The organism is Bradyrhizobium sp., from assembly GCF_049519115.1.
GTDB lineage: Bacteria > Pseudomonadota > Alphaproteobacteria > Rhizobiales > Xanthobacteraceae > Bradyrhizobium.
The window spans coordinates 268576-291758 of record NZ_JBEKRB010000001.1 but is presented as its reverse complement, the minus strand read 5'-3'; the positions used below and the strand labels follow the sequence as shown (position 1 = coordinate 291758).

General features: G+C 60.6%; 21 protein-coding genes. 13 read left to right on the top strand and 8 right to left on the bottom strand.

Features of this window, described 5'->3' with window-relative positions:
* Positions 1 to 119: 119 nt before the first annotated feature.
* The gene (locus tag ABSE61_RS01480; protein WP_423869279.1) at positions 120 to 470 is read right to left on the bottom strand and encodes a phasin; all 351 of its coding nucleotides are present in this window, start codon (positions 468 to 470) and stop codon (positions 120 to 122) included.
* Positions 471 to 711: 241 nt separating this feature from the next.
* On the opposite strand from ABSE61_RS01480, the gene ABSE61_RS01475 reads away from it, so the two are divergent.
* The gene (locus tag ABSE61_RS01475; protein WP_423869278.1) at positions 712 to 957 is read left to right on the top strand and encodes a hypothetical protein; all 246 of its coding nucleotides are present in this window, start codon (positions 712 to 714) and stop codon (positions 955 to 957) included.
* A 216-nt stretch (positions 958 to 1173) separates the two neighbouring features.
* Here the strand turns inward: ABSE61_RS01475 and ABSE61_RS01470 are convergent, their stop codons facing one another.
* A complete protein-coding gene (locus ABSE61_RS01470) occupies positions 1174 to 1377 on the bottom strand; it encodes a hypothetical protein (protein ID WP_423869277.1) in 204 nt (67 codons plus the stop codon).
* Between the two features lie 515 nt (positions 1378 to 1892).
* Between ABSE61_RS01470 and ABSE61_RS01465 the strand changes: the two genes are divergently transcribed.
* From ABSE61_RS01465 to ABSE61_RS01450, 4 genes are all read left to right on the top strand, one after another.
* Positions 1893 to 2939: a type III polyketide synthase gene (locus ABSE61_RS01465; RefSeq protein ID WP_423869276.1), complete on the top strand. Its 1047-nt coding sequence runs from the start codon at positions 1893 to 1895 to the stop codon at positions 2937 to 2939.
* A complete protein-coding gene (locus tag ABSE61_RS01460) occupies positions 2936 to 3436 on the top strand; it encodes an isoprenylcysteine carboxyl methyltransferase family protein (RefSeq protein WP_423869275.1) in 501 nt (166 codons plus the stop codon). Before ABSE61_RS01465 ends, ABSE61_RS01460 begins: the two co-directional genes overlap by 4 nt.
* A gap of 92 nt (positions 3437 to 3528) precedes the next feature.
* The gene (locus tag ABSE61_RS01455) at positions 3529 to 5022 is read left to right on the top strand and encodes a DHA2 family efflux MFS transporter permease subunit (RefSeq protein ID WP_423869359.1); all 1494 of its coding nucleotides are present in this window, start codon (positions 3529 to 3531) and stop codon (positions 5020 to 5022) included.
* A gap of 253 nt (positions 5023 to 5275) precedes the next feature.
* Positions 5276 to 6355, top strand: coding sequence for a sensor histidine kinase (locus ABSE61_RS01450; protein ID WP_423869274.1), 1080 nt, complete (start codon positions 5276 to 5278; stop codon positions 6353 to 6355).
* 26 nt (positions 6356 to 6381) lie between these two features.
* Here the strand turns inward: ABSE61_RS01450 and ABSE61_RS01445 are convergent, their stop codons facing one another.
* The gene (locus ABSE61_RS01445) at positions 6382 to 7230 is read right to left on the bottom strand and encodes a metal-dependent phosphohydrolase (RefSeq protein WP_423869273.1); all 849 of its coding nucleotides are present in this window, start codon (positions 7228 to 7230) and stop codon (positions 6382 to 6384) included.
* A 250-nt stretch (positions 7231 to 7480) separates the two neighbouring features.
* Here ABSE61_RS01445 and ABSE61_RS01440 point away from each other — a divergent pair, with 250 nt between their 5' ends.
* The gene (locus ABSE61_RS01440) at positions 7481 to 8749 is read left to right on the top strand and encodes an alpha/beta hydrolase family protein (RefSeq protein WP_423869272.1); all 1269 of its coding nucleotides are present in this window, start codon (positions 7481 to 7483) and stop codon (positions 8747 to 8749) included.
* A 101-nt stretch (positions 8750 to 8850) separates the two neighbouring features.
* On the top strand, positions 8851 to 9201 hold the full coding sequence (locus ABSE61_RS01435; protein ID WP_423869271.1) for an endonuclease domain-containing protein: 351 nt from the start codon (positions 8851 to 8853) through the stop codon (positions 9199 to 9201).
* A gap of 52 nt (positions 9202 to 9253) precedes the next feature.
* Here ABSE61_RS01435 and ABSE61_RS01430 read toward each other — a convergent pair whose 3' ends face one another.
* Together ABSE61_RS01430 and ABSE61_RS01425 are read right to left on the bottom strand one after the other, a co-directional pair.
* Positions 9254 to 10648 (bottom strand): TAXI family TRAP transporter solute-binding subunit, encoded by a 1395-nt coding sequence (locus tag ABSE61_RS01430; RefSeq protein ID WP_423869270.1) that lies wholly within the window; start codon positions 10646 to 10648, stop codon positions 9254 to 9256.
* A 458-nt stretch (positions 10649 to 11106) separates the two neighbouring features.
* Positions 11107 to 11871, bottom strand: a complete 765-nt coding sequence (locus ABSE61_RS01425) for an SPFH domain-containing protein (RefSeq protein ID WP_423869269.1) — start codon at positions 11869 to 11871, stop codon at positions 11107 to 11109.
* Between the two features lie 202 nt (positions 11872 to 12073).
* Between ABSE61_RS01425 and ABSE61_RS01420 the strand changes: the two genes are divergently transcribed.
* On the top strand, positions 12074 to 12502 hold the full coding sequence (locus tag ABSE61_RS01420; RefSeq protein ID WP_423869268.1) for a cupin domain-containing protein: 429 nt from the start codon (positions 12074 to 12076) through the stop codon (positions 12500 to 12502).
* Between the two features lie 142 nt (positions 12503 to 12644).
* Here the strand turns inward: ABSE61_RS01420 and ABSE61_RS01415 are convergent, their stop codons facing one another.
* On the bottom strand, positions 12645 to 13697 hold the full coding sequence (locus ABSE61_RS01415; protein ID WP_423869267.1) for a hypothetical protein: 1053 nt from the start codon (positions 13695 to 13697) through the stop codon (positions 12645 to 12647).
* A 374-nt stretch (positions 13698 to 14071) separates the two neighbouring features.
* Here ABSE61_RS01415 and bamA point away from each other — a divergent pair, with 374 nt between their 5' ends.
* A complete protein-coding gene (bamA, locus tag ABSE61_RS01410) occupies positions 14072 to 16465 on the top strand; it encodes an outer membrane protein assembly factor BamA (RefSeq protein WP_423869266.1) in 2394 nt (797 codons plus the stop codon).
* A gap of 122 nt (positions 16466 to 16587) precedes the next feature.
* A complete protein-coding gene (locus tag ABSE61_RS01405; RefSeq protein ID WP_423869265.1) occupies positions 16588 to 16830 on the top strand; it encodes a hypothetical protein in 243 nt (80 codons plus the stop codon).
* 56 nt (positions 16831 to 16886) lie between these two features.
* Here the strand turns inward: ABSE61_RS01405 and ABSE61_RS01400 are convergent, their stop codons facing one another.
* Entirely contained in the window at positions 16887 to 17084 is a 198-nt protein-coding gene (locus ABSE61_RS01400; protein ID WP_423869264.1) for a hypothetical protein, read from the bottom strand.
* 556 nt (positions 17085 to 17640) lie between these two features.
* Between ABSE61_RS01400 and ABSE61_RS01395 the strand changes: the two genes are divergently transcribed.
* From ABSE61_RS01395 to ABSE61_RS01385, 3 genes are all read left to right on the top strand, one after another.
* Complete coding sequence (locus ABSE61_RS01395; protein ID WP_423869263.1) at positions 17641 to 19479, top strand: multicopper oxidase family protein; 1839 nt, start codon at positions 17641 to 17643, stop codon at positions 19477 to 19479.
* A 52-nt stretch (positions 19480 to 19531) separates the two neighbouring features.
* Complete coding sequence (locus ABSE61_RS01390; RefSeq protein WP_423869262.1) at positions 19532 to 21667, top strand: alkaline phosphatase family protein; 2136 nt, start codon at positions 19532 to 19534, stop codon at positions 21665 to 21667.
* A gap of 185 nt (positions 21668 to 21852) precedes the next feature.
* Positions 21853 to 22329 (top strand): hypothetical protein, encoded by a 477-nt coding sequence (locus tag ABSE61_RS01385; protein ID WP_423869261.1) that lies wholly within the window; start codon positions 21853 to 21855, stop codon positions 22327 to 22329.
* 215 nt (positions 22330 to 22544) lie between these two features.
* Here ABSE61_RS01385 and ABSE61_RS01380 read toward each other — a convergent pair whose 3' ends face one another.
* A complete protein-coding gene (locus tag ABSE61_RS01380) occupies positions 22545 to 23123 on the bottom strand; it encodes a PadR family transcriptional regulator (protein WP_423869260.1) in 579 nt (192 codons plus the stop codon).
* Positions 23124 to 23183 lie beyond the last annotated feature (60 nt).

Genomic DNA, 23183 nt, shown 5'->3' with positions numbered 1-23183 from the left:
TTCGCGTGCATCAGACACATCGAGCAATGTGGAACCCGAATCCCAGCGCTCAGCATTTATGAGACGCCGCTGCGGCGCCTCGCGCGATTGCCGGTTGCCTTCGAAAATCGAACGGCGTTTTAGAACTTCGGCTTCATATCCTTGGCGGCCGACATCACCTCGCCGGTGATCTGTCGCATATGTTCGCCGGCGCTGGTGAACTGACTCCGCAAGAACTCCGACTGGATTTGCATAGCCTGCTGAAGGTCGGTCACATGCACGAGCTTGCGGGCATGTTCGAAAGCCGCCTTCACATTTTGCTCGGTGAACGACAGCGCCTGCTTCGATATTTCGGTTCCCGGCGTCGGGATCGCGGCGACGGATTTGCTCGCGGCCTCGAAAAACATGCCGAACGCGCGCTCGGCCTGATCGATGGTTTTTTCGGCCATATCGCGCAGTTCGGCCGGCACTTCCAGTTTTGGTTCGGACATCGGAGAACATCCCTCTTGTTTTCATTGGCCCAGCCCAAGGGGCGTAGCACAGTTAGGCCGCCGAGGCGAACCGGCAGGACCTGCTTTGGCGTCACATGGAGGGGTGGTTCGGCGTGCTATGCGGGCGCGGCCGCTGACAACCCATACAGCGACCAACCCGACGGCCTGGGTTCAGATTGCGTTCAGATTTGGCGATCTAAACCTCTGGCGCTGGGCGCGAATTGTTTTGACAGGAGAACCCATGATCTTTAGGCGATTGATGACTGCTTTGGTGATCGCAGCCGGCGTTGGCGGATCGGCCTCGATGATTGCTTCCCCGGCCCACGCGCAGAACGCCATGGAGGCGGAAATCATCGGCTTCCACCAGCTCTGCGACAAGGGCGACCGGAAAGCCTGTGTTCGTTTCGGCATCCTCATCGGCCGCAACGAACAGCGCGGTGCCGACTGGCGCCGGGCCCATGCCGACTGGTTCTGGTTCGAAAGGTAAGTTCTCAAGCTATACGGAAGAGGCCGCCCTCAAGGCGGCCTTTTTTGTGAGCCCGGTTTTGTAAGCGCGGTTTTGCGGACCTGTTGGCGAGCGGATTTTTTATCGCGATGAAATAAATCAGACGCGAATGGTTCGTCCGGAAAGCGCCGTTTTTACGGATCGGCGGTGCAGCCCATCGATTGCTTTAAGCTTAAAAGCTTGCCACTTGAAAGGTTGTCAGCGCGTCGTCAAGCTGCCGCTCACCCCGCCCGGCAGCGGTGCGGGATCGGTCGCGAGTTGCTCAACCAGAGCAAGCACCTCGGAACGCTGCGACGGCGAAAGCCTGACGAACGCCTTCCACAGCCTCAAACCCTGCACGGTTTCACTGGAAGGAAACCCGAGCGTGGCACTGACTTCTGAAGCGGATGTTCGATTTTTCATTCCGCGCCTTTTAGCGGCAATTTCAAAACGGCAAAAAACCAACCGAAGTTGTCGCGCCGGAAAGTATGCCAAGGAACACCCACGCGGGCAAGGCTGTGTCGGGTTGAGGTGCGAAGGGAACTTTCGCGGAGGTAGTATTAAGCCCTAAATACCCGTTTTTGTCGGAGCCCCGCGCGGCCACCACAAGATGATCGCAACATCGCCGCGCTTGATTGCATCAATTGCGGCGACCGTGGACTGTCGGCGTCACTCAAAAAACGACTTTGAATCGCAACCTCGATTCCCGGGTTGCTCTGACCCTCACCGCCTTTCGTCTGGTGAAACATATTGGCGCCGCGCGAGCCACGATTGGCGCGCGTCGAAGGACCGATTTGCCTCACCAGCACCACGGCGAACGGAGGTAAAATCTCACTTTTAAGTGACCATTTTGGAAAGCACGAGGTAGGAGGCAGCCGAAATAAACGCGCTCAGTCGCTGTTCCCATCATGACGGAAACCAACACGGAAGATCTGTTGATGTCTGCTGCCCTTCTCTCTCTTGCGACCTCGGTCCCTCCCCACGCCTTCCTGCAGAAGGACGTTCTGGACGTCGCGTGGGGCTTCTTCGGCAGCCGCTTTCCGGATTACGAACGCTTCGCCAGTATTTTCACCAATACCGGAATCGTCAAACGTTACGGTGTCAAGCCGTTCGAATGGTATCTGACCCAGCGCGGCTGGCCGGAACGCACCGCAGCGTTCCTCGAAGGCGCGGAAGCACTGTTCATCGATGCCGCAACCAAGGCGCTCGACGCAGCCTGCCTCAAAGCAAGCGATGTCGACACCGTCGTCACGATCTGTTCGACGGGTATCGCCACGCCGAGTCTCGACGCGCGAGTCGCACGCCGCATGGGCTTTCGCTCCGACGTCTCGCGCGTGCCGGTGTTCGGGCTCGGCTGCGCCGGCGGCGCCTCCGGTCTTTCGATCGCCTCCCGCCTGGCGCAGGCGCGGCCGGGCACCAACGTTCTGCTGGTGACGGTTGAGCTCTGCACGCTCGCGCTTCGGCTCGACGAACTCACCAAGGCCAACATCATCGCCACCAGCCTGTTCGCCGACGGCGCCGCCGCGCTGGTGCTGCGCGCAGGCGATGGCGGCGAGACCCAGATCGAGGCGGTCGGCGAACATCTGTGGCCGGATACGCTCGACGTCATGGGATGGAATGTCGATCCGCTCGGCTTCGGCGTGATCCTTCGCCGCACCGTGCCCGAATTCGTCACGACCGAACTCAAGCCGGCGCTGACGCAAATTCTCGGCCGCATGGAATTGGATGTCGGCAACATCGACAAGTTCATCTGCCATCCCGGCGGCGCCAAGGTGATCGACGCGATCGAGACCGCGCTGTCGCTGGATCAAGGCACGCTGGAGCACGAACGCGGCGTGATCGCCGACTACGGCAACATGTCGGCGCCGACGCTGCTGTTCATCCTCGAACGCACGCTGGCGAAAGGATTGCCGGCGCGTTCGTTGCTAACCGCACTCGGCCCCGGTTTCACCGCCAGTTGCGTCTCGCTGCGGCACGCGGCGTGACGGCGGCGGAAATCATACTCGCGGCTGTCACGGCCCAGCGCGGCGGCGAATTGCTACTGTCGCGCGCTCACACGAGGGCGCTGATAGCGCGCGGCGCGATCGAGATCGCAGCCAGTCATTATCCCCTGATGGTCGCCGTTCACTCGGCGTGGCTGATCTCGCTCTGGGCGTTCGGGTACGACCAGCCGATCGATATCATAGCGCTCGCCATCTATCTCGCGCTTCAGGCCTTGCGCGTCTGGGTAATGACGACGCTCGGCGCGCGCTGGACCACGCGCATCATCGTGCTGCCGAATGCGCCGCTGGTGACTTTGGGTCCCTATCGCTTTCTGCGTCACCCCAATTATGCCGTCGTGGCCGGCGAGATCGCGATACTGCCGCTGACGCTTCAGTTGCCCGCGGTGGCGGCAATCTTCTCGCTCCTCAATGCCGGTGTGATTTTCATCCGCATCCGCGCCGAAAATCAGGCGCTGGATGCAACCAAACAAACCGCATGAGCGACGCGAGCCACAGCATTGGCGAAGCCGAATGCGCCGTCAGCACGCTCGTCGTTGATGCTACTTCCAAGACCTGGCTCGGCTTCCTGCTGATGTGCCTCGGCATGTTCATGGCGATCCTCGACATCCAGGTGGTCGCGACATCCCTGCCCGCCATTCAAGAGGCGCTCGGCATCTCGCGCGATGCGATGAGCTGGATACAAACCGCCTATCTCATCGCCGAGATCATCGCGATTCCGCTCACCGGCTGGCTAACGCGTAGTCTGACGCTGCGCTGGTTGTTCGTCGCCGCGATCGGCGTTTTTACGACAGCCTCGATCGGCTGCGCGTTATCCGACAATTTTTCGACGCTGATTTCGTTTCGCATCCTACAGGGCTTTGCCGCCGGCGCGCTGATCCCGGCGGTCTTCTCCGCGGTGTTCCTGCTGTTTCCGTTGCGCCTGCACCCTTTGGCCACGACGCTTGCCGGAATCGTCGCGGTGCTGGCGCCGACCGTCGGGCCCATCGTCGGCGGCTGGATTACCGAGACCTGGTCCTGGCACTGGCTGTTCCTGATCAATGTCGCGCCCGGTTTGCTGGCGGCCGCCGCGACGCCGTTCCTGCTGCCGAGCGACAAAATCAACTTCGGCGAATTCAGGAATCTCGACCTGATATCGTTGACGCTGATGGCGGTCGCGCTCGCCACGCTCGAGATCGGCCTCAAGCAGGCCCCGCAAGACGGCTGGCTGTCGCCGCGCCCGCTCGTACTGTTCGCAAGCGCCCTCATCAGCGGCTGGATTTTCGTCAAGCGAAGTATCAAGGCCGCGCATCCGGTCGTCGAACTGACCACGCTGCGTGCGCGCGCGTTTGCGGTCGGCTGTGGCTTGAGCTTTTGTCTCGGTGCCGGATTGTACGGCTCGGTCTATCTGATGCCGGTGTTCCTCGCCTACGTCCGCCGTCACGACGCGTTCGAGATCGGCAGCATCATGCTGGTTATGGGCACAGCGCAACTCGTGAGCGCGCCGGTCGCGGGCTTTTTTGAAAGCCGGCTCGATCCGCGCAAATTATCCACGGCGGGCTTTGCGCTGTTTGCAATTGGCCTGGGCTTGAGCTTCTTCCAGAGCCGCCTCGCCGACTTTGACGAGATGTTCTTACCCCAAGTCTTGCGCGGCATTGCCATCATGTTCTGCCTGTTGCCGCCGACGCAACTGGCGCTCGGTGCACTCACGCCCGCGCAGGTGCCGGATGCGAGCGGGCTGTTCAACCTGATGCGCAACCTCGGCGGTGCCATCGGCATCGCCGTGATCGATACGATTCTCTATGGCCGCACCGTCGGCCACGGCGAGGCGGTGCGCGACCGCCTGATCGCGGGCGACGTGACGGCGGCCAAGGCCATCGGTCTTGACGTGCAGCTCTTCCTGCATCCGCCGCCGGATGTGACGCAAGCGACGATCGAGGCTTACGTGCGTCCAATGGTCGAACGCGCCGCCTTTGCGATCTCGGTCAACGAAGCCTGGGCGCTGTTGTCGGCGGTGGCGCTGGTTGCGCTTGCGTTGGTGTGGTTTGCCGGCAAGCCTGTAGCCGAGCCAGTGAAGTCTCTATCTTGATTAAATTTGAACTGACCTTGCCGATTGGCACGAAGCGGACACTGCGATGTCCGCCGTACAGCTGCCGACAGTGCTAAACCGTGCTAAACTACACGTTGTATGGACAACGGCGTTTTCGAAAACCGCTTCCGCGAGTGATCAATATTGCACTGTAATAAGCCGTTCCAACGACGGACCTTAACTGACTTAAGACCGTTGGACCTGATCTCCTCCAACGCATTCGTTTATCCCGCGCGATTTTGAAAACCGCGCGGTGAAAGGTGATCCTGTGTTCAGAAAGCAATTCAGTGAGGTCGAAGACGCCTGTGCACTGGCGCAGGCGATGGTAGACACCGTTCGTGAACCTCTGATCGTCCTCGATAAGGACCTGCGGGTCGTCGCCGCCAGCCGGTCGTTCTATGTGAAGTTCTCGGCCGATCCGAGCAACACACGAGGCAAGCGCTTTTATGAACTGGGCGACCGCGATTGGGACATTCCGAAGCTCCGCTTGCTGCTGGAGGAAATCATACCCAATCAAAGCCCGATGGCCGAATACGAAGTAGAGCATGACTTTCCCCGTATCGGACGACGGGTGATGCTGTTGAATGCCTGCATCGTCCGTTACGAGAAAGCGCACACCAATATCCTGATCGGGATCGAGGATATTACGGTTCAACGCGGTCTGGAGAGCGACAAGGATGACCTGTTGCGCCAGAAAGATGTGCTGCTCGACGAACTCCAGCACCGTGTCGCCAACAGTCTCCAAATCATCGCCAGTATTATCATGATGAAGGCAAAATCGGTGGAGTCGGAGGAAACGCGGCGCCATCTGCGGGACGCTCACACCCGGCTCATTTCGGTTGCGGCCGTGCAGGAGCACCTTCATGCTTCGGCGGGCATCGGCTCGATGGAAATGCAGCCCTATCTGACCAAGCTTTGCGAAGCGCTCGCCCACTCGATGATAGCCGAGCACCAGTCAATTTCGTTGAGGGTGCTCGGTCAAGGTGGCAGGGCAACTTGTCGCGACGCCGAGAGCCTGGGATTAATCGTCACCGAACTTGTGATAAACGCGTTAAAGCACGCTTTTAAACCAGGAACGCAAAACGGACAGATCGCCGTGTCTTATGAAGTTTCCGGGACCGACTGGAAACTATCCGTCGTCGATAACGGGGTTGGAAAACCTGACGGCGTCTTTGCCCAGCCCAAATCCGGGCTTGGCACCGGTATTGTCAAGGCGCTCGCCAAGCAGCTCGACTCCCAGGTCAATACTCTGAGTGGACCACGAGGAACGACCGTCACCGTTACTCACGCGACCTTTGCCGGCGGTGAGGCGAAAAGCCAAGCGGTGGCGTAGTTGCGTTTACGCAGCCCGCGGTATGATCACAACTGCGGACCCGACAGGTTCAGCTCACGCTCTGCGCGGAAAACATTGGCATACAGGTTTGCGATCCATTGGCGTCCGCTTGAGGTGACGTTGAGGTAGCGTATCGCCATCTGGATTTGCGGGGCGACGTTATTCCAGTAGAACTGCGGGTACTTGTAGACGACGTCGGCTGGCGTATCGTAGCCGAGCTTTTTGTTCAGACCGATTTCGTCGAATTCGTAGAACAGTGCATTCGCTTTTTTCAGGTAGTTGGGATCGCCGAGTTGACCGATGAGATCGGCCGCTCGCAGCAACAAGCCCTCCTCCTCGTTCAGATCGTCTTCGTTCGAGGACGCGGCATATGGAAAGCGGGTATATTCGATGGCGCGCGCAATACGGCGGGCGTCCACCTCTTCGGTCCCGTCGAGGCGCTCAGCGACGAACAACTTCGACCGGTCCACGTGATAGGGTGCGAGCGCGGCGTCGGACGACCCGCGCGGCAGACGTATCGTACGACCGCTCAGATCTGCGACATAGGAATCGTTGTCGTCGCCCTGCAAAATTCCGCGAACGTATCCGATGTCGTGAGCAAGACACGCCAATATGAAATTGGCGTAGTCATCCGCGGTTGTCGCCCGCAACATCTGCCGTCCCATCAGGATGTCGTGCCCGGCAAGGGTAACCAGCATCGAATGCTCGATGTTGTGATACAGCGCGTCGCTGTTGCCGATGCAATCAAGCGTCAGTCTGGCGGCGAAGGGGACAACTTCAGCCAGGCGGGCATGTGAAGAGCCAAACCGGCTCTTGGTGTCCGACGTCAGGAACGATCCCAAGGCCCCCGCTACCAATTCCGGAATTGTAATCATCTGAACACCCGCCTGGTTAAGCGTCGTGGCGTGATAACATTCCTTTGTCTCAACCCAACGATAGCACATCGGGCCTGCCTGCAGCTGGCAAATGTTGCCTGGCGCAAAACAGGCATCCCGCCAAACACGACATGGCTGGCCTGACTTCAGCGCCGGACGATGCGAAAAGTTTCCGCTTGCCTTCCCGTTCGATTGTTGGAGGATTGTCGCTAAGCCCAATACTCAAACAAAAAACTTCAGGGAGGGCGCAATGGAACGACGCGATGTGCTGCGGTTGACGGCGGGTGGCCTGGTTGGTCTTGCTGCTGTCGAAGGGATGACACCGGCGCGAGCCGCCGGCGACGAAAAGCCCGATCTCTCCCTGATGATGTTTCCAGGCAACTACACCTGGTCGGCGGCGACCCGCATGGTCGTCGCCAGCGAGATGTGGGGCGGCGCCGATATGGGCGAGATCTACAAGGTGGTCGCCGCGCTCAAACCGGACGTCGGAAAGAACACCGCGTGGTTCGAGCAATGGACTACGATGGCGCGCAAGGTCGCGAAACTCGGCGACGAGGCAAAAACCAAAGGTCACGACAAGACCGCGGCCGGCGCTTATTTGCGCGCCGCGGTTTACTGTCAGGCCGGCGAGCGCCTGCTGCAACCGCGCAGCGAAGAGAGCGAGAGGGCCTATGCGACTTCGGTCGAGCTGTTCAAGAAGGGCATGACCGAAATGGCCGCCGTCTCGGTCGAGGCGGTCGAGGTCCCCTTTGAAGGCGGCAAGAGCCTTCCGGCCTACTTCGTCAAAAGCCGCGACGCCGGCAATGCGCCGCTTCCGACCGTGGTGTTTTTCGACGGGCTCGACATCACCAAGGAGCTGCAATTTTTCCACGGCGTGCCGGAGCTTGCCAAGCGCGGCCTTGCGGTCCTGATCGTCGACATTCCCGGCACCGGCGAGTCGATCCGCTTCCGCGGCATGCCGGCGCGCTACGACACCAATGTCGGCGGCACCGCCGCCGTCAACTATCTCGAGACCCGCGCCGACGTCGACAAGGACCGCATCGGCATCATGGGGATCAGCCTGGGCGGCTACTATTCCGCACGCTCCGCCGCCTTCGAGCCGCGCTTCAAGGCCTGCGTTTCCTGGGGCGCGATCTGGGATTATCACGCGGTCTGGCAGCGCCGCGTCGACAAGGCTTTCAAAGGCTCGCTTTCGGTGCCGGGCGATCACATCATGTGGGTACTCGGCGTCGATAGCCTCGATGCCGCGATCGAGAAGCTGAAAGACTGGCGGCTCGCCGGCGTCGCCGAGAAGATCAAATGTCCTTATCTGGTCACGCATGGCGAGCGCGATGCGCAGATCCCGATCGAGGATGCCAGGGCGCTGTTCGACGCGGTCGGCTCCATCGACAAGACGCTGAAGGTGTTCACGACCGAGGAAGGCGGCTACGAGCACTGCCAGGGCGACAATGTCACGCTTGGCATCACCTATATCGCGGACTGGTTCGCCGACCGGCTGGAAACGCGCCGGCGGACGTGAGTGCTCTCGTGAGCGGAGGCTGTGTGGGCTACTCCCTCCCCCTTGCGGGTAGGGTGGCCGGCCGAAGGCCGGTCGGGTGGGGGTTACGGCGGAGACGGCATTTGGCGAACGAGACGGCTCGCACGCTCCGAAAGCGTCTTACCGCCCAAGAAGTCAAATTGTGGGTGAAGCTGCGCGAACTGAAATCTCTTGGATTTCATTTTCGAAAGCAGGCTCCGACCGGCGCGTATATAGTCGACTTCGCGTCTTTGACGACTGGAATCGTCGTCGAGATAGACGGCGGCCAACACGGCCTGCCGCAGGGAGCTCGGTCGGATGACGAGCGCGATAAGTTTCTTCGAACACGAGGCTTTCGTGTTTTACGGTACTGGAATTCAGACGTGGATCACAATTTAGATGGCGTAAAGGAAGATATTCTACGCCATTTGAATACCCCCACCCCGACCGGCTAACGCAGGTCGACCCTCCCCGCAACGGGGAGGGAAAAGCTCCCGCCCCCTGTCGCTAGCCGCTGCCGTTGGCTGCCCGCGCCGACAGCACCACGCGGCGGTGATGCACCAGATTGTCGAGCCGCTGCGCCAGCGCGATCAGCGCCAAGGCCTCCGTCCCGCTCTCCTCGTCACTGCCCGGCTTCGCCAGATGCGCACGCAGCATGACGTCGATGTCGTCCTCGATCTTGCGCAACTCGGCCTCATCCTCGAGATCCCGGATGCGTTCGCGCAACGTGCAGAGCTGTTCCAGCGTGCTCTGAGCCGCGTCGCGGCTGCGGATGCCGAGAAACCGCCAAGCGGCCGCGAATACCGAGGCGAGCGCACCGAACACGATCGGCGTCAGATAGATGACGTTGCCCCAGCGGTCCATGAAGCTTTGCAGGGTGCCGTTGTAGAACGCGGCCGCGCCGGGGTGCACGGCGATGTAGGCGTCTGCGTCCAGCGTCGGCGTGGCGATCCCCACGATCAACGGCTCCTGCGATGCCAGATCCCGCCGCGCGGCCATCACACGCTTGGTGAGTTCGGCGACCACCTGCTGGTCGAGATGGCGGTTAGCGACCAGAAGATACGGCACCCGGAGCGTCGTGACGTCGTCGTCGGGAACCGGCGGCGAACCGCGCAGCGTGCCCTTGGGAATATCGAAACTCTCATAAGGACCTTTCGTGTCGGTGATCGCGCCAGCCGAGTCGATCGGGATCAGCACGGGCGCCGAGGTCGCGCCTTCGCGAAACAGGCCCTTCACGAGCGAGAGATATTTGTCGGTGAGCGGCACCACCACGATTACGGCGGCGACTTCCCTGGCCTGTATCGCACGCCGCAAATCCGTCGGCGCGATGTCCTTGAAGGTGACGTTTGAGTGTGTGAGGTCGTATTCCTTCTTCAGCGCCTCGACCACGCTGCGATTGATCTCGCCGCCGGCGACGCCAACCGTGTGATCGCGCAGCTTGGCGATGGTCGTGATGTTCGATCCCGGCGGCGCCACGATCATGACGACGCCTTCCGCCATCACGGCAACCGCACGCGCCTGCGAGAGATCGCCGACATCGGCGCGCACCACCGCAAGGTCAGCCTTGCCTGATGCAAACGCCTTCGCGGCGTCGAGCACATTGCCTGCATTTTCGATTTTGAGCCGGATCGGTGAGTTGGTGGTGGCAAGGTGGCCTGCGACGAGTTGGGCCGCCTGCCGCGCTTCGCCGTCGAACGAACCGACTGCAACCGTAAGTGTGGTCGGCCGCTGGTAATAGCGGTAGGCGACCAGGCCAGCACCCGCGACCAGGCATATCAGGCCGACCAGGAGAACGGCGCGAACCCAGACCGGCAAGGTTTTGTGAAATCGATCCATGAAATCCGAACGTGAGAGATTCGAGGCAATCGCCTTACCGTATTGGTATTTGGCGATGCTCTTCAAGTTCGAATTAGCCTGATGATGAATCTCATACTGGGCAGCCGGACGAATTGGCTGGCCGATCTCAAGCGAGGGTCATCATGCGCCTCCATCGTGGTCCCCGCGCACGCGGGGACCCATCCCGCGGGCCTTATCCGTTTGGCGACGTGCTTTCATAACGAAACATTTGTGGTTATGGGTCCCTGCTTTCGCAGGGACGACACGACCGCGGCGGCGGCGCTCGATGCATGACGACAGCCACGATCGGCAATGATAACGCGACCAGGACATCATCTTCATCGAAAGCCTCCATCGCTCTCATCATTGGTGAGGCGATGCCGAGGCGCCGTTCGAGCCTGGGCGCGTTACAAATCGGAAAGCTAGGTTAAGCCTGCGTAATGCGCCGAACTGGGCGCGGCTTCCGCGATGCGTATCCTCCCCGCAACGGGGAGGGATAAGCATCCTGCATGCCGAAACAGCTTCTACTTCGGCGCCGAATCCTTCGACAGCAGCGCGATCGCTTCCTGCACCGTGGTCATGAACTGCGCCGGGAAGATAATGGTGGAATTCTTCTCGACCGAAATTTCCGCCATGGTTTGCAGCGTGCGCAATTGAAGCGCGACCGGGTGTTGCGTGATGATGTCGGCGGCCTGGCCAAGCTTGACGGCAGCCTGATACTCGCCTTCGGCGGCGACGATCTTGGCGCGGCGCTCGCGCTCGGCCTCGGCTTCCTTCGCCATCGCCCGCTGCATGTTGTCCGGCAGCGTGATGTCCTTGATCTCGACCGCGGTCACCTGCGTGCCCCACGGCTCGGTATGGAGGTCGATCACGTTCTTGATCTGGTCGTTGATGCTGGAGGTGTCCGACAGCAGTTGATCAAGGCTGAAGCGGCCGACGACGTTGCGCACCGTGGTCTGGCTGATCTGGTTGATCGCGTTGAAAACGTTTTCGATGGCAATCACCGCCTTTTCAGGATCGGTGATGTGATAATAGGCCACCGCTGCGATATCGATCGAAACGTTGTCCTTGGTGATGATCTTCTGCGACGGGATCTGCATCGTCACCGTGCGCAACGATACCCGCGTCATGGTCTGGATCGGCATGAAGATCAGCGTCAGGCCCGGGCCGCGCACGCCCTCGAACTTGCCGAGAAAGAACACCACGCCGCGCTCATATTGCTTCAGCACGCGGATCGAAACGAAGGCATAAATAATCGCCAGCAAAATCAGAACTGAAATAAATCCCATGGCGTTCTCCCTTGGCCGCTCCCGAAGCTTTCATTGTTCAGTCAGACGGCCAACCTCTATGTGGGGTCGATGAAGCCAAAGCTACAGGCCACCTCGAAGCTTCCCGCTTGCCAATCGGCCTTGCAAAGCCCTCTTGCCTCGGGCATTTTCCCGGCCTAATCGGCCTCGTCAGAAGGCCGGTCAAAACTTAAGGGAGGCCACCATGCTGACACGCCGAGATTTCGCGAGCGTAGCGTCCTGCGCGCTCTGCTCCCTCACCGGATTTATCGCCACCGACGCTTCCGCCCAAACGCCACCAGCCGCCAACGGCACGCCGGGCGTGACGCGGAAGATCCTGTCGCAAACCGACGGGCCGACGCCCGGCTATGTGACGCTGATCGTCGATATCGAGATCGAGCCCGGCGTCACGATCGGACGGCACACCCATCCCGGTATCGAGAGCGCCTATTTGCTCGAAGGCGGCTTTGACCTGCCGATCGAGGGACAGCCGACCAAGACGCTCAAGCCCGGCGAAGGCGTGGTGATCCCGCCGAACACGCCACATGCCGGCGGCAAGAACGGCGACAAGAAGAGCCATATCGTGAGCACGTATATTGTCGAGAAGGGCAAGCCGCTCGCTTCGCCAGCGTAGGGTCTGCAAGCGAACTGTCGTCCCTGCGTGCGCAGGGACCCATACCGCGGAATACTTCCGTATTGCGATATGGCAGACGCCGCTCGCGACAACCACTCCCTGTGGTTATGGGTCCCCGCGTTCGCGGGGACCACGAAAAGTACTACTGCTGCTTTTCCCAGAACGACAGCAGGCCCTGGCCGGCGGAGCCGCCGATCACGCAGGGAATGCCGACCGCAACCGCGCCAAGCGCTGCCGCCGAGACGCAGCCGAGCGCGACCGCACCGACGCCGACCTGGCCCCAGAAATCGAGGTTGCGCCGTGAGTCCGAACCTTTGGCTTTCAGTTCATCGACCGCGGCGAGCGCGTCCTTGCGCACGGCCCCTAACTGCACCGTGTCAGCTGCCTCGACCACTTCAGTCAGTGGCACCTTCACGGCCTCAGGCTGCACCTTGAGTTCGCTGCGGAGATATTCGCGCAAAGACGCATCGCGCACGGCGTAGCTTGCGAGCGTATAGCGCGCCATGCTGCCGACGGTGAGCTTGTCGACGGTGTCGCGGCTCTTGCTCCAGGGCAGCATGGCCATGATGCGCAGGATCGGGCGGAACGAGCCGGTCGCGAAGTAATAGCCCCACAGCGTGTCGAGCAGATCCTGATTGCCGGCGAAGGTCTGCTGCATCTTCATCTTCTTGTCGTCCTTGGCGAAAGGATTCTTGGTAAAGACGCCCTTGACCTTGTCCATCATGCCGGGCTGCTTTTCCTCCAGCGGAATGTCGATCAGCGTCGGCAAGCTGCCGGCGAGGTACGCATCGATCATCACCTGCCGGCCGGGCATTTTCGGCGCGACTTTACGCAGCAGATTGCGCCAGTCGGGCAGACCCGAAAACGCGATCGCACGGATGATCACCCATTCGTCTTCCGCCGGCACCGGGAAGAAGCTGTTGACCAGCGCTTCGGCCTTCGCCGGATTCGATGCGAGTGCGCCGGCAATGAAGCCAAGATAGATGCCGGCGTTCTCCGGCTCCTTGAAGGTCTGCGCATGAAACAGCACGCGCACGGCCGCCGGGATATGTCCGTAATCCGGCTTGGCGCGGTAGTTGTAGATCCACTGCTGCACCACGCCGAGCGAGGCGCGCGGATCGATCTCCTGCGTGGAGACGGCGAAGGCAGGCTCGACGAAAAGCAGAACAGCAAGGATGAAGGCGACGCTACGCATGTGATGCTCCACTAGTGCCCACTTTCCAAAGTTCGTGCGGCACCCTCAACACCCACCTTTCACGAACTTCGGAAAGTCATGGGCACTAGCAAATTTACGATTCGAGTGCCGCTTTCTATTTGAAGTTCCTGGACAGAATTTGCCGCTTGTCGTGCAGGAACTTCAAATAGGCGGCACTAGTAGCGCTCGCTCGCGCCGCAGCTTTCGATGCGGAGAGCGCCATTTGGGCAACAGGCTAAAAAACATTTGGGCCCGCATAAGGACATTTTCTGGATGACCTCGCACCGCTCGCGTCGAAATTGTGGCGGCCGTTAAGGTTTAAGGCACCAACTCTCCCCGCCGCAGACATTGTTTCGCCTCGCCTGCAAAATTGGATGAGGTTGGGCAAGGGCGCGCGGGATATCGAGCCGAGCGTGATAAGTGTAACGAGAGTATTGATCGTATTGGGCCTAGCCGCAGGCCTCTTGTCAGGCATGCCGTCTTTTGCGGCGGCCGGCGACGAGAAGACCAGCGATTTCGAGGAAACGGCCCGCGCAGCCATCGAAGTCGAAGGCAACAAGCGCGTCGATATCGCGACCGTGCGCTCGTATTTCCATTCCTCGCCCGACGGTCATTTCGACGAGGCCGCGCGGGATGCGGCGCTGAAAGCGCTGGTCGGAACGCATCTGTTCGAAAACGTGTCGATCGAGCGCTCCGGCGAAAAATTGGTCGTGCACCTGCACGAGGCGCCAGTGCTGGATAAAGTCATCTTCGAGGGCAACAAGCGCGTCAAAGACACCGAGCTTGCGCCTGCGATCGAATCCAAGCCGCGCGGAAGCCTGCAACGCGCAACCGTGCAGGCCGACGTCAACCACATCATCGAGACTTACAAGCGTCTCGGGCGTGACGACGTCACGGTCAAACCCGTGCTCATCGATCGCGGCAGCGACCGTGTCGATCTCGTCTTCGAGGTCACCGAAGGCGCCAAGACGCCGGTCCGGCAGATCAACTTCACCGGCAACACTGTCTTTGGCAAACGCCAGCTCGCCGCCGTCATCAAGACGTCGGCTTCCAACATGCTGAGTTTTCTGCTCGGCGGCGACGTCTACGATCCCGATGTGGTCAATTCCGATCGCGAGCTGATCCGCACCTATTATCGCGCCAAGGGTTATGCCGACGCCAATGTGCGCGCGGTCACGCCGGAATACGATCCCGCGACAAAAGGCTTCACGCTGACTTACGCGATCGAGGAAGGCCCGCTCTATCATTTCGGCGAGGTCACGATCGACTGCCATGTCGACGGCGTCGATCCGGAAAAATTGCGCCGGCTGCTCAACGTGCAAACCGGCGCGCAATTCAACGGCACCGCGCTCGACAAGAGCAACGACAAGATTTCGACTGAACTGGCCAAGCTCGGCTATCCCTTTGCCCGCGCGCTGCCGCGCAGTTCGCGCGACGTCGCCGCGCGCCGCATCGACGTGACCTTTGCGATCGAACAGGGCCCGCGTGCCTATCTCGAGCGCATCGACATCCGCGGCAACACCCGCACGCGCGGTTACGTGATCCGCCGCGAGTTCGATATTGCCGAAGGCGACGCCTTCAACAAGGGACTGATCGACCGCGCCGAACGAAGACTGAAGGCTCTTGATTACTTCAAGACTGTCAAGATCACGACCAAGCCGGGCTCGGCGCCGGATCGTGTCATTCTCGACGTCGAGTTGGAGGAAAAGAACACCGGCGATTTCAACATCTCCGGCGGCTATTCCACCACCGACGGCTGGCTCGCCGAAATCAAACTCGGCGACAAGAATTTCGCCGGTACCGGCGTGGTGCTCAACTCCACCTTCAGTTACGGCCAATACGCCCGCGGCTTCGATGTTTCCGCAACCGATCCCGGCTTTTTCGGCAACCGCGCCTCGGCCGGCATCGACCTGTCGGCCAAGCAGACCGACGCCAGTCCCTATGTGTCTTACGGCACCGAAAATTACGGCGTGACCATGCTGATCGGCACGCCGATTTCCGAAGAACTCGGCGTGAAGTGGCGCTACTCGATCTCGCGGCAGGACCTCACCATCGACCCCGCCTCGCTCGCCGCCCCGCCCTCGATCGTGGTGCAGCAGGCGGCCGCGACCGGCCCGCAATGGGTCTCGGCGGTCGGCGACACCGCGACCTATTCGACGGTCGACAATCCGAAGGCGCCGACCAACGGCTTCACCTCGCAACTGAGTCAGGACCTTGCAGGGCTCGGCGGCGATGTCCGCTTCCTGCGCACCACCGAAGATTTCAAATATTACCATGCGCTCAACGACGACGTGGTGGCGCTGGCCCGCGCGCAGGGCGGCTACATCACCGGCTGGGGCGGCAGCCAGGTGCCGTTGATCGACAACTTCTTCGGCGGCCCGTCGATGGTGCGCGGTTTTGCGCCGTATGGTTTCGGGCCGCGCGACCTCACCCCCGGCACCACCATGGATAATGTCGGCGGCAGCATGTACTGGGCGACCACGGCCGAACTTCAGAGCAATATTCCGGGGGTGCCGGCGGAATATGGCCTGAAGGCGATCGCGTTCGTCGATGCCGGCAGCGTGTTCCGCTATAACGGACCAACGACGTTTCCCGGCTCTAGCCAGTCGCTGCAACTCGCCAATTCCAATGTCCTGCGCTCTTCCGTCGGCGCCGGGCTGACCTGGGCCTCGCCGTTCGGCGGGCTCACCGTGAGCTATGCCGCGCCGATCACCAAAGCCTCCTATGACGTGACGCAGCCGCTCGGATTCACGGCTTCACCATTCTGAGAGCGACCCTACCCCTTGGTATAGGTCCCCTTGAAGCAGTGCGAGCGAAACCTCACATCAAAAAAGAGGACAGGAATACTGCCCTTCACATTCCTGTGCGATGGAAATTTATGGAGGCGATCGTGAAGAAATTTCTTTTGGCCGCTGCTTTGACCGCCGCAGTCGTTACGGGCGCGACGGCGCAAACCTATTATGATCCCTCTCCGAGGGACCCACCGTTCGGAAAGGGAAATCCCGGCAACGACACCTATCACCTGCCGAACCAGAGCGATCTTGGGTGGGGCACGACCAGTAACAACGTAACCTACGGCGATCCCTGGAGAGACACGCGAGGCCGGAGAGCGCCGGTAACAAGAACGCCGTAAACGCTTTCTGTTGCAGCTCGAAAAAAATGGCCCCGGGAAGGGGCCATTTTCTTAAATTACATCTTCTTGTCCATCATCGGCTTCTTCATCATGTGGTGATGATGATGCATGTGGTGATGGTGGTGCATGTGATGGTGCACATGATGATGCATCATCGGCTTACCCATCGGCTTGGCGTCTTTTGCGCTTGCGACCGACGGCATTGCAAACGCGATGGCCGCCAGCGCGGCCAGCGCATAAGAAAAATTTTTCATGGAATCCCTCTCGCCCTCTTGGTGCATGCTGATTCAGGCACGAAACAAGGAATAACAAACGCGCCCATTGCCGCCAACACAAGAATTATGAACGAACGTTCAGCTACGATTCCCACCGATCGGATATCGTAAACTTGCTGCAGCGCGGTCAGATCTCTGACTCATGATGTCGTCGCCGCGCGAGCAGCGATTATTCCGCGAGCTGGAAGAGAAGTGGAATCGCGTCGAACGCGCCTTTCGAAACAAACCGGCAAAAAATCTCGCGCGACACGTCAGCCCAATATGCAGCTGGCTGACCATTCATCCGGTTGATCGGGCAACAGGTTTGCACGTTATGTTCGCATGCTGTGTCGAAGCGTCGCAAAGAACTGTCATTGCGCTGTTAGAAACCTGCCAGATTACCGCAACAACGCGCGGGTAGGTTCGCCACACTGATGTCGAGCAGCATATTCCCTCTCTGAATCAAAAATTTCTGTGATCGCGATCGCAACGTGCGGGCTGGAGCCATCGCTGGCTTCCGCGCGGCGGACGCGCGCGCATGGGCAGGTGCGGCAAGGTGCGACGGTTTTCGGCCATTTCTCGTGTCATCGCCGCGGTTTGCCTTGGAATTTTCCTTGGGCTCTCTGCGAGCGGCTTGACGGCGTGGCTCGGCGCAACCGTGCTGCAAGCGCAAGCAGCTGCCACGCAGGGTCGAGAAGACGTTTGCGTCCGGCCCGAGCCCGGAAGTGTTGTCCCGGAGCCGGCAGAATTACGCAGTCACGACGGCATTCTCGAAACCGATCTGCGCATCCTCGATCAAAAGCTGCCGGATGGCAGCAGCCGCTACTGCTACCTGACGCCGGACGGCAAGCCGTCACCGACCTTGCGCGTGAAGCCGGGCGATCAACTGGTCATTCATTTCAAGAACGACCTCGTTGATCTCGACGCAACCATCGATACGACGATATCTGCGATCGATCGCGCATTGGCCGGTGCGCCGATCTGCACGGCGAAAAAGAGCGCCGACCCTTGCGCGAGCGGCGCGATGACGCCGGTGTCGACCAATTTGCATTTCCACGGGCTCACCGTGCCGCCGGTTTGTCATCAGGACGACGTGAAGACCTCGATCCAGCCCGACGACGCGCCGTTCGACTATCGCCTGCGCATTCCCGACGACGCCGCCCCTGGCCTCTATTGGTATCACCCGCATCTCCACGGCTTCTCCAAGACGCAGGTGCTGGGCGGCGCTTCTGGCGCACTGATCATCGAGGGCATCGAGCGCGCCGACGCTTCGCTGCCGGGATTGCCCGAGCGCGTGCTCGTGATCCGCGACCGGGATCTCGTCCATCCCGACGCACTGCCGTCGCGGTCCGAGCCGGTGATGTCCAAGAGCCAACTCGATAGTGACGGCGACGCCATCAATTCCGGCACCGGCTTCGGCAAACCGTCGAAGGATTTGTCCGTCAATTTCGTGGCCGTCCCCTATCCGAACTATCCGCCGGCAAAGCTGTCGATGAAGCCGGACGAAAAGCAGCTCTGGCGCGTGCTGAATGCCTCCGCAATCACCTATCTCAATCTGGCGGTGCTGGTTCGCCGCACGCCGCAGAAAATCGGCGTCGTCGCGCTGGACGGCGTGCCGCTGCAATTCGACGGCAGCCCGTCGCCGCCGGTCCAATGGGTCGAGCATATCGGCGTGCCGCCGGGCTCGCGCGCCGAATTCATCGTCGAGGGACCGCCGGCTGGATCCGGCGCATTGCTGGTAACGCGCGCGGTCGATACCGGGCCCGCGGGCGAGAACGATCCCAACCGCGCGCTGATGGCGATCACGGCGTCAACTGAAGCAAGCGAGCCGCAGGCCGCGCTGCCCGCTTATGCCGAGCCGCTACCGAAACCGTCGCGGCCATGGCTCGGCGAGGTCGCGCCGGTACGCGTGCGCAAACTTTTCTTTTCCGAGCAACAGGAGAACCGGAACGACCCCAATAGTCCCACCAAATTTTTTCTCACGACCGACGGCGAAACGCCAAAGCCGTTCGATCCGCAATCGGACACCGCGGACATCGTCGTCAGGCAAGGAGACGTCGAAGACTGGATCATCGAGAACCGCTCGATGGAGCTGCACGATTTCCACATCCACCAGCTCCACTTCGAACTGCGCGAATGGTCCGGAATTCAAGTCAACGAACCCTTCCTGCGCGATACCGTGAACGTCCCCTACTTCAACGGCCGGATGCTGGCCTATCCCAGCGTGCGGCTGCGCATGGATTTTCGCGATCCCAACATCGTCGGCACGTTTGTCTACCACTGCCACGTCCTCGAGCATGAGGACGGCGGCATGATGGGCAAAATCACGGTCGTGCCGAGGGTGACTTCGACTTCGACGACGCCATCCAAACATCATACCAAAGGAGAACTCTAACGACAAACGTAAGTCACGTTGGCTGCAAGGTTGCCGCCTTGCCCTCAGCGTCATGGCGCTGGGTCAGTTCATCGCCACCCCCGTCCTCGCCGATCCGCTCGGATTCCCGGGATTTCCCGGCTTCCCCGGATTGCCTGGCTTCCCCGGACTTCCCGGCATCCCGTACCCCGGCGACAATCAAGCCAGGACGCCGATCAAGCACGTTATCGTCATCATCGGCGAAAACCGCAGCTTCGATCACGTGTTCGCCACCTACGTGCCAATCCGTCCCGGCGAGACCGTCGACAATCTTCTTTCCAAGGGGATCGTCAAGCTCGACACGAACAAGAACGCCATTCCGGGCCCGAACTTCAAGGCAGCCCAACAGAACTCGACGAAGGATACCGGTCCTGCGGACAGCTTCCTGCTAAGCCCGCCGAACCAGGTGGCGTTCCCCACTCTGCCACCGCCGATCGTCGGCGGCGCCAAGAAGTGTACCGACAATGACTTCACCCAGTGTCTGGTTACGCTGTCATTGGCCCAGCAAACCGAAAGCGGACTGTCGCCCGACTACTACCAATTCCTTCTGACGGGCAGCTACCAATCGGAAGATCCGAGCCTGCAAAAGGGCCAACCGGACGCACGTATCACCAACGTGAATGCGCTGCCGGCAGGTCCCTTCCAGCTCACCGGCGCCACCTTGCCCTATGACTCGTATACGCAGAGCCCGGTGCATCGTTTTTATCAAATGTGGCAGCAGCTGAATTGCAACACCTCGGCCGCCAGCCGCGACAATCCGTCGGGCTGCGGCGCTAACCTGTTTGCCTGGGTCGAAACGACGGTCGGCGCCGGCACCAACGGTGCGGCACAGCCGACCCCGCTCACCAATGCGACCACGGGCGAAGGTTCGACTGCGCTCGGCTTCTACAACGTGCAGAAGGGTGACGTGCCCTACTTCACGAGCCTAGTGCAGAAGTACGCGATGAGCGACAACTTCCACCAGTCGGTCAACGGCGGCACCGGCGCCAACCACATCATGTTCGGCCACGCCGACGCGATCTGGTACTCCGACGGCAACGGTCACCCGCTTCCGCCACCGAACGGCGTGCAGGTTTTCACGGCGCCTTACAACAATGGCCCAAATCCGGACGCGGGCACGGTCAACGAGATCGAAAATCCGAATCCGGCGCCGGGCACCAACAACTGGTACACCGAGGACGGTTACGGCAACAGCTTCAACGCCGGATTCCCGCCGCCCTTCAGTGCAGCCCCGGTCTCCGGCGGTGGTTCGTACTCGAACTGCTCCGATACCAGCCAGCCCGGCGTTGGCCCGGTCACGGCCTATCTGAAGACGATGCGGATCAACCCGAACTGCCAATCCGGCCACTACTATCTCTTGAACAACTACAATCCGGGTTACTTCGGCAACGGCAACCGCGCCGACCTCGACCAGAATCCGTCGAACACGCCATTCACCATTCCGCCTTCGTCGGTGAAGAGCATCGGTGACAGCCTGAACGAGCGTAATATCTCCTGGAAGTACTACGCCGATCAGTGGAATAACTACGTCAACGATCCGTATCAGCTCAACTGGGCTGCCGCCGGACCGCTCGCCGACGAGTACTGCAATATCTGCAACCCGTTCCAGTACGACACGTCGATCATGTCGCACCCGGATCAGGTCGCAGCCCACATCCAGGACTCGGTCAACCTGTACAGCGACATCTCGAACCACAGCCTGCCTGCGGTCTCGGTTGTCAAGCCGAGCGGGTACACCGACGGTCACCCGTCGTCCTCCAAGCTCAACCTGTTCGAAGGCTTCGTGAAGAAGATCGTCGACCAGGTCGAGGCTTCGCCCTACGCCAAGGATACGGCGATCTTCATCACCTTCGACGAAGGTGGTGGTTACTACGACTCAGGCTACGTGCAGCCGCTCGACTTCTTCGGGGACGGCACCCGTATCCCGCTGATCGTGGTCGCTCCGTACCTGACGCCGGGCCACATCTCGCACACCTATGCCGACCACGTCTCGATCATCAAGTTCATCGAGCGCAATTGGGGGCTGCAGCCGATCACCAACCGCAGCCGGGACAACTACCCGAACCCGATTGCCTTCCCGAACAATCCCTATGTTCCGGTCAACAGCCCGGCGATCGGCGATCTGTTCGATCTCTTCGACTTCGGCCCGTTTAGCGGATTGATTCCGTAACGACCGCTCTCGATAACACGATCTATCCGCCGGCCGCAAAAGGCCGGCGGATTTTTTGGGTCTGCTCGCCGCTGAACCCACGCGGCGGCAATAAAGAGCAACAAAACTCCCGTCTTCGCCTCTCTTGAATGGTGGTAGGAACGCTCTTGAGATGAGCGCCTCGAAAGACCACGGAGAAGATCGTGATGAGATTGGTTTTGGCCGTTGCATTAGCTTCCGCGTTGACCTCGGGCGCGATCGCGCAGACGTCGGGCCTCGCGCCGCGGGATCCGCCGTTTGGCAAAGGGAACGCGGACAACGACACCATGAACGAGCCGAACTCAACCGGGACCACGCATGGCGCCTCGAACCAGAACCTTCTGCCGCGCGAGCCCGCGTTCGGAAAAGGAAATGCGGACAACGACACGATGCACGAGCCGAACTCGGCCGGCAGCAAGTATAGCTACAGCCCGGGCAATCCAATTTCGCCGAGAGATCCGCCATTCGGAAAGGGCGACGCCGACAACGACACCTCGCACCTGCCGAGTTCGGCGGTCACCCGCGGCGCGTCCACTGACACGACGAAGCCGAAGAAGGCCGCGACCAGGAGCGCGATGAAAAAGGACGCGACCAAGAAAAACGGCGCGCCGAAAGACGCCGCGCCAAAGACCGATACCGACTAGTGGAGTGGATTTGACATTCGCTAACCTGTTGCCATGGGTGCGTGAAGCGAATGTCAAATCCAAAACTCCGCTAGAAACCTATATTTGCTAGTGGTCCTTTGATTCTGACATTTGCAAAAATGCCTGCCTCATTGGGAGGCAAATGTTAAAATCGGACCACTAGCGCTTGAGATCTCGGCGGCGGCTCAGAATTACTGAGCCGCAAACTCACGCCGTCAGGTGCGCTCGATGGTCTTGGCGGCCTCGTCGAGCACGGCGGCAATGGTCGCGGCTGCCTCCGGATTGATCGGTCCCTGTCGCAGGCGCAGGCGCATCGCCATTTTCAAATTTTCCATCGCCCGCACGACCGGCGACGGCACGCGATCGGGCCCGTCAGCTTGCGGCGAGCTGCCGCGCGCGAGCAGATCGTCTGCCGCTGCACGGTTGACGACAAGAAAGGCCTCGCCTTCGGAGGTGATGCTGTATCGCTTGCGACCGGCCTCTTCGGTGTCGAGCGCGACATAGCCCATGTCTTCGAGCCAGGAGAGCGTCGGATAGATCACGCCGGGACTCGGGGTGTAGCTGCCGCCCATGCGCTCTTCGATCGCCTTGATCAGCTCGTAGCCGTGACGCGGCCGCTCCGCGATCATCGCAAGCAGCAGAATGCGCAGCTCGCCATAGTCGAACAGCCGCCCGCCATGCCGGCCGCGGCGATGGTGGAGACCACGTTCGTGGTGATGTTGGCCGCGATTGCCAGGGTGATCATCGCGGTCGTCGTGGTCGCGGTGGCGACCAAATCGGTGTCCAAATCTCATATTCATTCCAATCCATGTTTGAATTTCGTTAGCACGATATAGGTTAAGATATATCGGAAA